The sequence below is a fragment of the Pradoshia sp. Z6_59 genome (assembly GCF_058267515.1).
In genome coordinates, this window is the sequence record NZ_JBZCPP010000001.1 from 353,478 (window position 1) to 367,454 (window position 13,977).

11 protein-coding genes are annotated in these 13,977 nt (G+C 37.3%); 9 read left to right on the top strand and 2 right to left on the bottom strand.

Features of this window, described 5'->3' with window-relative positions; genetic code table 11:
- Positions 1 to 122 precede the first annotated feature (122 nt).
- From AC4D4B_RS01765 to AC4D4B_RS01805, 9 genes are all read left to right on the top strand, one after another.
- The gene (locus tag AC4D4B_RS01765; protein WP_490999012.1) at positions 123 to 1,880 is read left to right on the top strand and encodes an ABC transporter ATP-binding protein; all 1,758 of its coding nucleotides are present in this window, start codon (positions 123 to 125) and stop codon (positions 1,878 to 1,880) included.
- The gene (locus tag AC4D4B_RS01770) at positions 1,877 to 3,655 is read left to right on the top strand and encodes an ABC transporter ATP-binding protein (protein ID WP_490999013.1); all 1,779 of its coding nucleotides are present in this window, start codon (positions 1,877 to 1,879) and stop codon (positions 3,653 to 3,655) included. The genes AC4D4B_RS01765 and AC4D4B_RS01770 overlap by 4 nt, the downstream gene beginning before the upstream one ends.
- Positions 3,656 to 3,762: 107 nt before the next feature.
- Entirely contained in the window at positions 3,763 to 4,830 is a 1,068-nt protein-coding gene (locus tag AC4D4B_RS01775) for a GntR family transcriptional regulator (protein WP_490994322.1), read from the top strand.
- 223 nt (positions 4,831 to 5,053) lie between these two features.
- Positions 5,054 to 6,133: a multiple monosaccharide ABC transporter substrate-binding protein gene (chvE, locus tag AC4D4B_RS01780; RefSeq protein ID WP_490999014.1), complete on the top strand. Its 1,080-nt coding sequence runs from the start codon at positions 5,054 to 5,056 to the stop codon at positions 6,131 to 6,133.
- A gap of 128 nt (positions 6,134 to 6,261) precedes the next feature.
- Complete coding sequence (chvE, locus tag AC4D4B_RS01785) at positions 6,262 to 7,320, top strand: multiple monosaccharide ABC transporter substrate-binding protein (protein WP_490994748.1); 1,059 nt, start codon at positions 6,262 to 6,264, stop codon at positions 7,318 to 7,320.
- Between the two features lie 80 nt (positions 7,321 to 7,400).
- Entirely contained in the window at positions 7,401 to 8,936 is a 1,536-nt protein-coding gene (mmsA, locus tag AC4D4B_RS01790; RefSeq protein ID WP_490999015.1) for a multiple monosaccharide ABC transporter ATP-binding protein, read from the top strand.
- Complete coding sequence (gene mmsB / locus AC4D4B_RS01795; RefSeq protein ID WP_490994325.1) at positions 8,933 to 10,096, top strand: multiple monosaccharide ABC transporter permease; 1,164 nt, start codon at positions 8,933 to 8,935, stop codon at positions 10,094 to 10,096. Before mmsA ends, mmsB begins: the two co-directional genes overlap by 4 nt.
- A 30-nt stretch (positions 10,097 to 10,126) precedes the next feature.
- Entirely contained in the window at positions 10,127 to 11,110 is a 984-nt protein-coding gene (locus AC4D4B_RS01800; RefSeq protein ID WP_490999016.1) for an aldo/keto reductase, read from the top strand.
- Positions 11,111 to 11,324: 214 nt separating this feature from the next.
- The gene (locus AC4D4B_RS01805; RefSeq protein ID WP_490999017.1) at positions 11,325 to 12,365 is read left to right on the top strand and encodes an aldose epimerase family protein; all 1,041 of its coding nucleotides are present in this window, start codon (positions 11,325 to 11,327) and stop codon (positions 12,363 to 12,365) included.
- Between the two features lie 80 nt (positions 12,366 to 12,445).
- On the opposite strand, the gene AC4D4B_RS01810 is transcribed toward AC4D4B_RS01805, so the two are convergent.
- Positions 12,446 to 12,838 (bottom strand): DUF1648 domain-containing protein, encoded by a 393-nt coding sequence (locus tag AC4D4B_RS01810; RefSeq protein WP_490994328.1) that lies wholly within the window; start codon positions 12,836 to 12,838, stop codon positions 12,446 to 12,448.
- A gap of 184 nt (positions 12,839 to 13,022) precedes the next feature.
- Entirely contained in the window at positions 13,023 to 13,946 is a 924-nt protein-coding gene (locus tag AC4D4B_RS01815) for an NAD(P)/FAD-dependent oxidoreductase (protein WP_490999018.1), read from the bottom strand.
- Positions 13,947 to 13,977: the final 31 nt, after the last annotated feature.

Below are 13,977 nucleotides of genomic sequence, written 5' to 3' on the forward strand. Positions count from 1 at the left end.
ATCTCTATAACTTCTATTATTTTGATATTTTCTCGTGTATCTTATCTATCCATTTATAAGAATATGTAATTTTGTGTAAAAAATGGTGATAATATTCTGAAAATATAATAAAATATGAATTTATGGGGGTGTATAAAGATATGCGTTTAGCGGGTGAGATACTTGGCCACTTTAAGCCGTATTGGATCAGTATTACAATAGCAGTAGTTTTTTCTTTGATTGGTGGGGGATTTACGATACTTCCGCCAATTCTGACAGGTAAATTGGTTGATGATGTACTCTTACATAATGTAATTGAACTTCTTCCGTTGATCATCGGAGGTATTATTGTTTCTTATATTGGAAAAGTAGTATTTGAGAGTATGCAGGAATATATTCAAATCAAAGTTGGGCTGAATGTCATAACGGATATGCAATTGCGTGTTTTTAAGAAATTGCATAAAGCCCCAATGTCCTTTTTCCAAAAGACACCGCGCGGAGACATGTTATTTAGGCTGACACATGACGTAGAGTCGATTCAAAATTTAAATAACACTGTAGTTCCACGATTCCTGCAGCAGATAATCAGTGCAGTTGCTGCTTTTTCGACCGTCATTTTTCTTTATTGGCCAACTGCTGTGGTAATGATGATTGTATTTACTATTTATTTATATCCTTCCTTTAAGCTTGGGAAAACGGTTAGGAAAATGGGAGCTATTCAAAGGGATATGAGTGCTGATATGTACCACCATCTGCAAGAAAGTATTGAATCGATACCTTTGGTTCGTACTTTTCATCAACAGACTGCTGAAATAGATAAGCAGAAATCCAAGCTGAAGAAATGGATGGCTTTCTCCATCAAAGCAGCGTTGATCGGTAAAGTGAACTGGCGCCTGGGTAATTTGTTCAATATCGCTACACCAGGAGTAGTTATGCTTTTAGGAGGCTATTCGGTTTGGAAGGGTGAAATCACGGTTGGTGTACTCGTGACTTGTTTAGGCTTTATCCCAACCATGTTTCAGCCAGTGCGTTCACTCGCTGAAAATGCAATGATCATCCAGCAGGCTATACCAGCCTTGCAAAGAATCTATGAATATTTCAATTTACCTGAAGAGCATGATGAACAACTACCTGACATAGGTCCTATTGCAGGAAAAGTAGAATTAAGAAACATCACTTTTCGTTATTCAGAATCAACTGAGAATGTATTAAATAATATTTCAATCACGGTAGAACAGGGCCGCCATATTGGAATTGTAGGTACAAGCGGAGGCGGAAAAAGTACCTTGGTCCAGATTTTACTAGGATTATATAATCCTGATAAGGGCGAGGTCCTGATTGATGGGAAGAATCTTCATTCCTATAATCGGAATTCGTTCAGAACCCAGGTTGGAATTGTAAGTCAGGAGACTTTTCTTTTGAATGCAACATTGAGAGAAAATTTATGTTATGGAAAACGGGATGCAAAAGACACCGACTTGCAGCATGCTGTTGAAGCTGCTGGATTGGCTGAATTGATTGAGTCATTACCGGAAGGCTACGAAACAATCGTAGGAGAAAGGGGCCTGAAGCTCTCAGGAGGGCAGCGTCAACGGATCGCACTGGCGAGAGCTATTTTAAGACATCCTCACCTTTTGATATTTGATGAGGCAACATCCTCTTTAGATGGAGAAACAGAAGAGAAGGTACAAGAAGCACTTGAAAAGCTCATACCAGGGAGAACAACGATTACGATTGCCCATCGCTTAATAACCGTTCGCCATACAGATGAGATTTTGCTTTTACATAAGGGAGAAATAGCCGAAAGAGGGACGCATCAAGAATTACTTGACCTGAAAGGGAAATATTATGAGTTGTATATGTCGCAATACAGTGAACTTGAGAAGGGGCGAGTAGGATGAGTACTGAACAAAAGAAGCAAAAAAATCGCGATGGCAGACGTGTACTCGCCTTTTTAAAGCCGTTTTGGAAATGGGTACTGGGGGATTCATTTGTGATTGCTATTGCACAAGTTTGTGCAGCTGTAATCCCGGCATTTGCTCTGAGCTGGCTTGTAGATGAAGTGATACCTAAACAATCCTCATCTTTATTATGGGGGTTAATGTGGCTGCTGTTGTTTGTAGCCATATTTGATTTACTCATGATGGTTATAGACGAATATTTTTGCCATTATATTGCGAAGTCCGTTACGAACAGACAGAAAATAAAATTATTTACTCACATCCATTATCTACCCTTCTCCTACTTCCAGAATGCAAAATCAGGCGAATTACTGGCCCGTGTTTCAGATGATCCTGATACATTGCACAATTTCCTGGCATGGGAAGGCTCCACATTAATGGCTGCTGTTCAGGGAGTTATCATATATAATTTCGTTCTATTTTTTATCCATCCCTACCTGATGCTGGTCAGCATGATTCTAGGTATTATTTTTTATCTGGCATCTAATCATGTCGGTAAAAGAACAAGGTCTGCTTCTCAAAAAGCGAGAGAAGAGGCGTCCCGATATTTAGAAAGACTGCGTGAATCTGTAACTGGGATCCATCTTTCAAGAGTCTTGGGCGTATCTGATCGTGAGGTGGAGAGCATTATATCCATTCGGGAGTCCTTTGTTAAACATTCTATAAAAGAATTAAAAGCACGTATGCAATCGATTGTTGTAATTGGCGGATATAATGGAATCGCACTTGCAGGAGTTTATTATTTAAGTGTCCTTTTGATTTGGGACAATCAATTAACAACCGGTCAAATGCTAACAGCCGGGGGTCTTGTAACGATTGCGGCGAATGAAATGCAAAAGATGTTAAGAATGTGGCTATCGGTAAGAAGAACCGGTCCAGCACTGGATCGGTCAGATCTTCTCCTTGCCATCCCGAAATCTGAAATTGAAACCAATCAGGGTGAAAAACAGGAATCGATTGTTGGTACTATTGAAGCTTCTAATTTGGTTTTTTCCTATCCTAATAAAGATGAGCCTGTCTTAATGGGAGTCTCATTCAAGATTAAGCAAGGAGAGATTGCCGCGATTGTGGGACCGAGCGGATCTGGGAAATCAACGATTGTTGACTTGCTTTTACGTCTTTATGATCCTGTTGAGGGTGCAATCAAAATTAATCATCAGGATATTCGTTTGATTGATGTCGGAGGGCTTCGCCAAAAAATTGCGTTCGTTTCTCAGGATGTTCAGATGAGGAATGGAACGTTGGCTGATAATTTGAGAATTGGAAATCCAGAAGCAACAGATGAAGAGCTTTATACCGCAATTCGAGACAGCGGGCTAATGGAATATGTAGAAGGATTACCGAATGGACTGGAAACAAATGTTGGAGAAAGAGGCAGCATGCTGTCCGGGGGACAAAAGCAACGTTTATCTTTAGCACGGGCATTAGTAAAAAAGGCTGAAATTCTCATCCTGGATGAAGCAAGCTCAGCGTTGGACCCGATCACTGAGCTCAAAATAAATGAAGCAATCAGAAAAAGGAAAGATTCGCAAACCATCCTGATCATTTCACATCGACTTTCCACTGTCCTATCAGCCGACCGAATTATTGTTATGGAAAATGGAAAAGTAATTGAGACAGGTACACATAGGGAACTGCTTGAGAATAAACAAGGGGTATATTCAAGGTTATTTAGCAGGGAAGCCGAAATGGGCAATCAAACTGTAACTATATAACTCTACAGAATCGTAAGAATTGGATGGCTCACACCTCTAACATGTACTTACAAGTTATGGTAAACTATTCATGATTCGCGTTTGTTCATAGAGGGGTGATTCATATAATGAAAAAATACGAACAAGTAAAGATGGAGATTAAGAAGCTCATCGAAGAAGGCGATTATATACCTAATCAGCGCATAAGTTCTGAATATAGTTTAACGCAGCAATTTGGAGTTAGCAGACATACAGTGCGTAAAGCAATTAATGATCTTGTAAATGAAGGCTGGTTGTATACAGAGCAAGGTTCAGGAACCTTTTGTGCTGACCGGGACTTAAATCAACCATCTGAAAAAACAATTGCTCTTTTGACTACCTATATATCCAATTACATCTTCCCCTCCATCATTAATGGAGTTGAATCCTATCTAAGCAGTAAAGGATATAATTTGCTCCTTTATAGTACGAATAATGATTTAAATAAAGAAAAGTTATGTTTAGAGAATATTTTAAACAGGGGAATTGCAGGGTTAATTGTAGAACCGACTAAAAGTAATTATTATAATCCGAACCTGAAATACTATTTAAATTTAGAAAGTGAAAAAATACCGTATTTAATGATTAACGCTTATTATCCAGAGCTACACCCGTATAGATTAACGGTAGATGATGAATTAGGCGCTTATATGGCAACAGAACATTTGATTAGATTGGGACATAGACGCATTGCAGGTATCTTTAAAACCGATGACCAGCAAGGTGTTAAGAGGATGCAGGGATTTATCAAAGCACATAGGGAGCATAGCATCCCCATCTTACCCAATATGATTTTACCCTGTACAACAATTGAAAAAGATAGAGTATTGAATGAAGAATTCAGGGGTCTGCTAAATTCTGAACAAAGACCTACAGGGCTCTTTTGTTATAACGATGAAATAGCTTTGTCTGCTCTTGATGTTATTAGGGATTTTGAAATGAGTGTACCTAATGATTTATCGATTGTAGGGTTTGATGACTCAAATTTAGCGACTGCATCTGAAGTAAAATTAACGACCATCAGACATCCCCAATTTGAAATGGGAAGACAGGCTGCAGAAACAATTCTTCAGCTGATTGAAAATAAAGTAGATGGAGATCCTTCAATCCGTTATAAACCAGAGTTAATATTACGAAATTCAACGAAAAAAATATAGGAATATCCTTTAAAAAACCCACCAAAATGGGTTTTTTATTTTGTTCACAAAATGATTGTAAAAAATATGAAAAGAAGCATAATTTATGTAGCGTACTTGTACTAACAAGTAGTATGATATTAATGTAAGCGCATGCACTATTTAGAAAGGTTTCTATATTCATAATATTACGTAATTATCTTGAATAAGAGCCTTATTTTATCAAAAGGGAGTGGTTGATAACATGAGAAAGTTTGTTACTGCAATGATGATGTTTGTACTGGTATTTACCTTAGCAGCATGTGGCGGTGATGAAAAATCCAGCGGTGATGAAAAAGGGTATGTTGGAATTGCCATGCCAACAAAGTCATCAGAGCGTTGGGTATTTGATGGCGAAAATATGGTCAAGGAATTTGAAAAGTTAGGCTACAAAACAGACCTTCAATATGGCGAAGATGTTATTGAAAATCAAATTGCCCAAATTGAAAATATGATTACTAAAGAAGTAGACATTTTAGTAATTGCCTCTATTGATGGGGAGTCTTTAACAGAAGTTCTTCAAAAAGCAGCTGATCAAGATATAAAAGTAATTTCTTATGACCGATTAATCAAGGGTACAGATAATGTAAGTTATTATGCAACATTTGATAACTTCAAGGTTGGTGTTTTACAAGCCTCCTATATTGAAGACAAGCTTGGTCTTAAGGATGGCAAAGGGCCATTCAACATTGAGTTGTTTGGTGGGTCTCCAGACGATAACAACGCATACTTTTTCTATGATGGTGCAATGTCTGTCTTAAAACCATACATAGACTCAGGAAAATTGGTTGTTAAAAGCAAACAAACTGATATGAAGCAAATCGCTACTTTACGTTGGGACGGGGCAACTGCACAATCTCGTATGGACAACTTGCTGAGTTCACAATATTCAACTGATCGTGTAGATGCCGTTTTATCTCCGTTTGATGGAATCAGTATTGGTATTATTTCTTCTCTTAAAGGGGTTGGTTATGGAACTGAAAGTAAGCCATTGCCAATAATCACTGGACAGGATGCTGAGTTGGCATCAGTAAAATCAATTATTGCCGGTGAGCAAACCTCAACCATCTTTAAAGATACGAGAGCATTAGCTAAAAAAGCAGTGGTGATGGCTGATGCAGTCCTAAAAGGTAAGGAAGCAGAAGTAAATGATACTGAAACATATGACAACGGAAATAAGGTTGTACCTTCTTATCTATTGGAACCGGTTACAGTTGATAAAGAGAATTACAAAGAAATTTTAGTAGATAGCGGATATTACACAGAAGAAGAATTAAGCAAATAACAGAAGTGATAGGTCTTGGTATTTTGAAAGGTTTCTATATTCCAAACTTTATGGGGCTAGAATGAATTAGAAACCTTTATTTTTATCAAAAGGGAGAGGTTCAAAACATGAGAAAGTTTGTTACTGCAATGATGATGTTTGCACTGGTATTTACCTTAGCAGCATGTGGCAGCGATGAAAAATCCAGCGGTGATGAAAAAGGGTTTGTTGGAATCGCTATGCCGACAAAGTCATCAGAGCGCTGGGTATTTGATGGAGAAAATATGGTCGAAGAGTTTGAAAAGCTAGGCTACAAAACAGATCTTCAATATGGCGAAGATGTCATTGAAAATCAAATTTCCCAAATTGAAAATATGATTACTAAAGGAGTAGATATTTTAGTAGTCGCCTCTATTGATGGGGAATCATTGACAGAAGTTCTTCAAAAAGCAGCTGACCAGGATATTAAGGTTATATCCTATGACCGCTTAATTAAAGGGACAGATAATGTGAGTTATTATGCCACATTTGATAACTACAAAGTTGGTGTTTTACAAGGCTCTTATATTGAAGAAAAACTGGGTCTTAAGGACGGAAAAGGACCATTTAATATTGAATTGTTTGGCGGATCTCCAGACGATAACAACGCGTACTTTTTCTATGATGGTGCAATGTCTGTCTTAAAACCATATATAGATTCCGGAAAATTGGTTGTTAAGAGCAAACAAACAGATATGAAGCAAATCGCTACTTTACGTTGGGATGGCGCAACAGCGCAAACTCGTATGGACAACTTGCTAAGTTCACAATATTCATCTGATCGTGTAGATGCAGTTTTATCACCAAATGATGCATTAGCAATTGGTATTATTTCTTCTTTAAAAGGGGTTGGTTATGGATCAGATAGCAAACCATTACCGATTATTACCGGACAGGATGCTGATTTAGCATCAGTTAAATCTATCATTGCCGGTGAACAAACCTCTTCCATCTTTAAAGATACAAGAGCATTGGCTAAAAAAGCAGTTGAAATGACAGATGCAGTTCTAAAAGGCAAGGAAGCAGAAGTAAATGACACTGAAACATATGACAATGGAAGCAAGGTTGTACCATCTTATCTTTTAGAACCAGTAATAGTAGATAAGGAAAATTATAAAGAAATTTTAGTCGATAGCGGATATTACACAGAAGAAGAGCTAAGCAATTAACAGAATGGATGGCGGATGCTGTTTGATTGTAATGTAAACGATTAAACAGCATCTTAATTTATACAGTTGAGGTGAATGGCGTGTCATCAATTTTATTAGAAATGAAAAATATCACGAAGACATTCCCTGGGGTAAAAGCTCTTGACCATGTGAATTTAAAGATTAAAGAAGGTGAAATCCACGCCCTTTGCGGAGAAAATGGAGCTGGTAAATCTACTTTAATGAAAGTATTGAGTGGAGTATACCCACATGGCACTTATTCTGGAGATATCTTATTTAATGGAGAAGTGTGTGAATTTAAAAATATTAAGCAAAGTGAAAATCTGGGAATTGTAATTATCCATCAAGAATTGGCTTTAATCCCTTACCTATCCATCTCTGAAAATATATTTATAGGCAATGAACAAACAAAACATGGAATCATAAATTTTAATGAAACGATTGTAAAAACATTAGACTTACTGAAAATTGTTGGGTTAAATGAATCACCGAATACACCGGTTAATCAACTGGGTGTAGGAAAGCAACAATTAGTTGAAATAGCAAAGGCATTATCCAAGAAAGTGAAATTACTTATATTAGATGAACCAACTGCAGCTTTAAATGAGAATGATAGTGAAAATCTCTTAAATTTAATGCTTGAATTTAAGAAACAAGGAATGACCTCCATAATAATCTCTCATAAATTAAATGAGATTGCAAAGGTGGCCGATTCGATAACCATCCTTCGTGATGGTAAAACTATCGAAACTCTTGATATGAAAAAAGGTGTTACGGAGGACCGAATCATTAAGGGGATGGTAGGACGTGACTTAACGAATCGGTATCCTGAACACACACCAAATATCGGAGAAACCATATTAGAAGTGAAAAACTGGACGGTTCAGGATGAAAACAATTCCGATCGTAACGTGGTTGATGATGTAAGTTTCCAAATAAAAAGCGGTGAAATTATTGGCATAGCCGGATTAATGGGAGCTGGGAGAACCGAGCTGGCGATGAGTTTGTTTGGAAAGGCTTATGGTAAAAAAATCTCAGGCCAAATAATTAAAAAGGGAAAAGAACTGAAGCTGAAAAATATTACACAAGCAATCGATAATGGTATTGCTTACGTAACAGAAGACCGTAAATCATATGGACTTGTATTGGAAGAAGATATTAAAACGAATATCACATTGGCGAATCTCGGTAAAATATCCCAAAAACTAGTAGTAAATGATAATCAGGAAATTATTGAAGCAGAGCAATATCGTAAAAAAATGAATATAAAGAGCCCAAGTATCTTACAAAAAGCAATGAATCTAAGTGGAGGAAATCAACAAAAAGTCGTGTTAAGCAAGTGGATTTTTGCGGAACCGGAAATCTTGATTTTGGATGAACCAACACGTGGTATTGACGTTGGGGCAAAGTATGAAATTTATTCTATTATTAATGAATTGGCCGACAAAGGAATGGGAGTATTGGTTATTTCATCAGAACTGCCTGAGATATTAGGGATATGTGACAGAATTTATGTCATGCGTGAGGGCACATTTACGGCAGAATTTGACCGGCTTGAAGCTTCACAAGAAAAAATTATGAAATATATGACCAGAACAGGGGTGGAACAGCTGTGAAAACACTGACTAGTTTATTGAAAAATAATATAAGACAGTATGGAATGGTATTGGCTCTGATCTTTATCATGGTGCTATTTCAAGTATTAACGGATGGCATATTACTAAAACCTCTTAATATTACAAATCTTATTCTTCAAAATAGTTATATTCTTGTTTTAGCAATTGGGATGCTGTTGGTCATTATATTGGGGCATATCGATCTTTCCGTAGGTTCGATTGTAGCCTTTGTTGGCGCTATGTCAGCGATATTTATGATTGAAATGAACATGCCGGTTTGGTTATCTGTCTTACTTTGTCTTATTATAGGAGCTTTAATAGGAGCTTGGCACGGATTTTGGGTTGCATTCCTTAAGATCCCAGCGTTTATCGTTACACTCGCAGGGATGCTGATTTTCCGTGGACTTACTATGCTTGTGCTCAATGGGCAATCCATTGCTCCGTTTCCTGAGTCCTTCCGCCAAATGAGCACAGGGTTTATACCAGGGCTGAATAAAACAGGAGAATTAGATTTACTGACTATGATTGTCGGAGTTTTAATCTCTCTCGTACTTTTATGGAGTGAATTAAGAAAGCGTAAAAAACAACAGTCTTACAATTTTGAAGTACTTCCAATGTGGCTATTTGCTTTAAAACTGGTATTTATCGTAGCAGTAATGAATATATTTGCTTATTTCCTAGCTTCATATGAAGGTATTCCAAATATTTTGGTGATTTTAGTTGTACTAATTGTTGCTTACTCATTCTTTACAAATAAAACGGTTCCAGGTCGACATTTATATGCGCTTGGCGGTAATGAAAAAGCTGCAAAATTATCAGGTATTAAAACAAAATGGCTAACCTTCTGGGTATTTGTAAACATGGGTGTATTATCTGCCTTATCAGGATTATTATTTGCAGCTCGGTTGAATGCAGCAACTCCTAAAGCGGGTAACTCTTTTGAGCTGGACGCAATCGCTGCGGTCTTTATTGGCGGAGCTTCTGCATATGGTGGTATAGGTACCGTTATAGGTGCTGTAGTGGGTGGCTTAGTAATGGGTGTGTTAAACAATGGGATGTCATTAATTGGTTTAGGTGTAGATTATCAACAAACAATTAAAGGTTTAGTATTGCTATTAGCTGTAGGCTTTGATGTTTATAACAAGAATAAATCCTCATAATCTAATTTAATTTAAAGGAGTAACCTATAAATGAAATATCGTAAACTTGGAAATACCGATTTATCTTTCAGTGAAATTAGTTTTGGTACATGGGGCATAGGCGGTGATTGGGGAGAGTCAGATACTCAGGATGCTCTTCTAGGTTTAAACCGCGCTATGGAGAATGGCGTTAACTTTTTTGATACAGCGGATGTATATGGGAGTGGCAGAAGTGAAGAGCTCTTAAGGGAGGCAACGAAGGGAAAAGAGGATACGATCCATATAGCTTCGAAATTTTGCCGGGCCGGTGATATCCATGATCCAAATACGTATTCAGAAGAATCTATACGTGCATATTGTGAGGCAAGTTTAAAGAGACTTGGCCGTGAAAGAATTGATTTGTATCAAATTCATTGTCCGCCATTACATATTTTACAGAATACGGATGTATTTACAGTATTGGATAAACTTCAGCAGGAAGGGAAAATTCGCCACTATGGCGTGAGCGTAGAAACCGTTGAAGAAGGCTTATTCTGTCTTACCATTCCAGGTGTGAGAGCATTACAGGTTATTTTCAATGTATTTCGGCAAAAACCGCTTGAAGAACTATTTCCGGCAGCTAAAAAACAGGGTGTTGGTATATTAGCCCGCGTACCACTGGCCAGTGGTTTGCTAACAGGAAAATTCAGCACCCAAACAAAATTTGAAGAAAATGATCACCGCCGTTTTAATGCGAATGGAGAAGCATTTAATGTTGGTGAAACGTTTGCAGGACTTGAGTTTTCAAAAGGAGTTGAATTGAGCAATCAGCTTTCCTGGATTGCGGATGGAAGAGATAACATGGCTAATTCAGCTTTACGATGGATTCTGGACCATGAAGAAATTACATGTGCAATTCCTGGTTTTAAAAATGCGCAACAGGTTGACCAAAATTTAAAGGCCATTCAAACTAAATCCTTTTCAAAAGAAGAGTTAGACAGGCTGAAAACATTTTATATGAATGAAGTGCATGATTATATTCGCGGACCTTATTAATGCGGGTTAAACAAGAGATAAAATGATTAATAGCTAATCAATAAAAAGGAACAGGTATTAGATATTATATATTTTCTAATGCCTGTTTATTTGCACAGTTTATAACTTCTTAAGTATTCGAATATTCATAGTGTTTCAATCACGTTTGTTGTGAAGGCATACATACAAATTATATAATTAGGTCAGACCTCTATATGATAAGGAGAGAACGTACATGCAAATTGAACAGAAGGTATTTGGTGAAATTGAGAATCAGGAAGTTGTACAATTTTCAATTACTAATAAATCAGGATTTACCGTTCGTTTTATAAATTATGGTTGTGTGATTACAGATATTATGGCTCCTGACCGTGAGGGAAATATGGAGAATGTCGTCTTGGGGTTTGATTGTATGGAAGATTACGAGGATCATTCACCTTATTTTGGAGCGGTTGTCGGCAGAATTGCAGGACGAATCGCAAATGGTCAGTTCACTCTTAACGGGAAGTCCTACCAGATTACTAAAAACGAGGGGGATAACCACCTACATGGAGGGATTAAGGGATTTAGCCATGTTCTTTGGGATTATAAAGTAGTAGAAGAAAAGGATACTGTTGGGGTTGAATTCAGCTATACAAGTAAAGCAGGAGAAGAAGGATTTCCTGGCAAGGTAGAGGTTACAACGACTTATTTAGTAAATGAAAACAATCAGCTTGATATTCGCTATAAAGCTACCACCGATGAGGATACGATCATCAATTTAACGAACCATACATATTTCAATTTAAGTGGGGACTTGAGCAAAACAATCAAAAATCACGAATTACAGCTCGATAGCAGTCGATATATTGAGCTTAAGGAAGATTCTATTCCGACTGGTCGATTAATTCCTGTCGAGGGAACACCATTTGATTTTACGAATAGCAAGCCGATTTCTCAAGGTGTCGATAGCGGCTACAAACAAAATGAGTTAGCAGGCAATGGCTTTGACCATCCGTTCGTTTTGGATACCAATTTTAATAAAGAAATAGAATTATATGATCCTGAGAGTGGACGTAAGTTAGTAGTGGAAACGGACCAACCAGCCGTAGTTATTTATACGTGTAATCAATCAGAAGGGGATTATGAAATCAGAGGTGTCCGTCCGCATCATCATATGGCTATATGTTTGGAAACACAGGGATTCCCGGATGCTATTAACCAACCTGAATTCCCTCCGGTTACACTAAAAAAAGATGATGTATATCAAGCGCATACGAGATATATTTTTAAATAAGGCTATGTTTTAAGAGAGTGATGCTTTTAATGGATTAGGAGGACCTTTAGAATTAGGTCCTCTTTTTATGTTTCTGTTTATTACAAGATTGAGAAGATAATTCTCCAGTTAGCTATGACAAAACAAATTACTATGCCATTTTTTATTGCATTTACGAGAATTCTATTGTATTTTAACTCTTTCGTTTTATCGTCACTTCGATACAAAGGTAGGTTAATATTATGCGGATCCTTTTCAATGAAACTGAATACAAACCAAATTAATAATCCGATGAGCGGAAGAGCTAAAATGCTTTTTTTCTCCCCCCAATGTGACACATGACCGTTCGAATCGAATGTCATAGGAATACTATTGGGTATATCTGACCATCTAATCATTATGTATACAAAAATGATTATAAGTAGGATTAAAGATACTATATTAAAACTGAATTCAAATAATGTTTTTTTGTTTTCGATGAGGCCCTTGATCATTTGTGCCCTCCTTTTAAAATAGATAACCTAATTTTACCATACAACCAAATATACGTAATGCAACTATTCGAGAATCCTGCAAAGTACTGAAAACTTTGGCAACCATTATCTTTAAATAAACAAAACAAAGAGAGAGCGGGATTTAGTATCCGCTCTCTCTTTCTAAAATAACCAATATACTGGTCTACAACAAACCTTTTCGTTTGTATTCCATTAATCGCTTATTGATCCAAATGGCCGCCTGTGTCGCATCCCCCATGGCAATCGTGGCCTGTTCGGAGTGCGATACAATATCTCCCGCTGCCCATACATTTTTAACATTGGTTTCTTTTGTTCGTGCATCCACTTTAATATGTCTGTTATTCTCTATATGAACATCAATTTGACTGGCCAATTCTGTATGAACTTTATTGCCGCCAAAGCCAATAAAAGCTCGATCAGCTTGCAGGGATTCACCATTTTTTAAATGGACGCCTGTAAAAAAGTCCTCTGATTCTTTTGACACAGATTCTATTTCCTCTTCTAAGTACGTAATATGATGTTGGTTAAGTTTAGATAGAATGTCCGCTGAGACAGGTGTTTTCTCATGATTGATATAGGTTATATCATCCGTCCAATTTAATAAAGATACTGCAAGATTGGCACCTGGATCACCAGCACCCATCACAATAATTTTTTTATCCATCGCTTCGTAGCCATCACAATCTGTGCATATATAAATGGTGCTGCCCAGGCACTCTCTTATATTGGGGATATCAGGTATCCGATCGGTAACGCCTGTAGCCAGTAAAATAGTCTTGGTTTGATAAGTTTCGTTATCAGTCGTTACCAAAAATTCCTCATCTCTTTTAGATATTTGCTTCACATCAGATTTGATGAATGTAACTCCTGTTTCAGATGCTTGCTGCTGTCCTTTTTTTCTTAATTCCTCACCACTGACGCCTTCAGGCCATCCGATAATATTCCGATAATCCTTACATAAATTAGACCGTCCTGCTTCCTTTGAATCAATAACTAAACATTTAATTTGGTTTCTGCCCATCTGTATAGCCGCCTGAGTACCGGCAATACCTCCACCTATAACAATACATTCCCAAGTATTTCTCATATTAGTACCATTGCCTCCTGCTTAACGTCAT

What these genes read in the sequence shown, in the direction of transcription:
- AC4D4B_RS01765 (WP_490999012.1), top strand. Translation starts at nt 123, where the DNA reads ATGGGGGTGTATAAAGATATGCGTTTAGCGGGTGAGATACTTGGCCAC.
- AC4D4B_RS01770 (WP_490999013.1), top strand. Translation starts at nt 1,877, where the DNA reads ATGAGTACTGAACAAAAGAAGCAAAAAAATCGCGATGGCAGACGTGTA.
- AC4D4B_RS01775 (WP_490994322.1), top strand. Translation starts at nt 3,763, where the DNA reads ATGAAAAAATACGAACAAGTAAAGATGGAGATTAAGAAGCTCATCGAA.
- chvE (WP_490999014.1), top strand. Translation starts at nt 5,054, where the DNA reads ATGAGAAAGTTTGTTACTGCAATGATGATGTTTGTACTGGTATTTACC.
- chvE (WP_490994748.1), top strand. Translation starts at nt 6,262, where the DNA reads ATGATGATGTTTGCACTGGTATTTACCTTAGCAGCATGTGGCAGCGAT.
- AC4D4B_RS01800 (WP_490999016.1), top strand. Translation starts at nt 10,127, where the DNA reads ATGAAATATCGTAAACTTGGAAATACCGATTTATCTTTCAGTGAAATT.
- AC4D4B_RS01805 (WP_490999017.1), top strand. Translation starts at nt 11,325, where the DNA reads ATGCAAATTGAACAGAAGGTATTTGGTGAAATTGAGAATCAGGAAGTT.
- AC4D4B_RS01810 (WP_490994328.1), bottom strand. Translation starts at nt 12,838, where the DNA reads ATGATCAAGGGCCTCATCGAAAACAAAAAAACATTATTTGAATTCAGT.
- AC4D4B_RS01815 (WP_490999018.1), bottom strand. Translation starts at nt 13,946, where the DNA reads ATGAGAAATACTTGGGAATGTATTGTTATAGGTGGAGGTATTGCCGGT.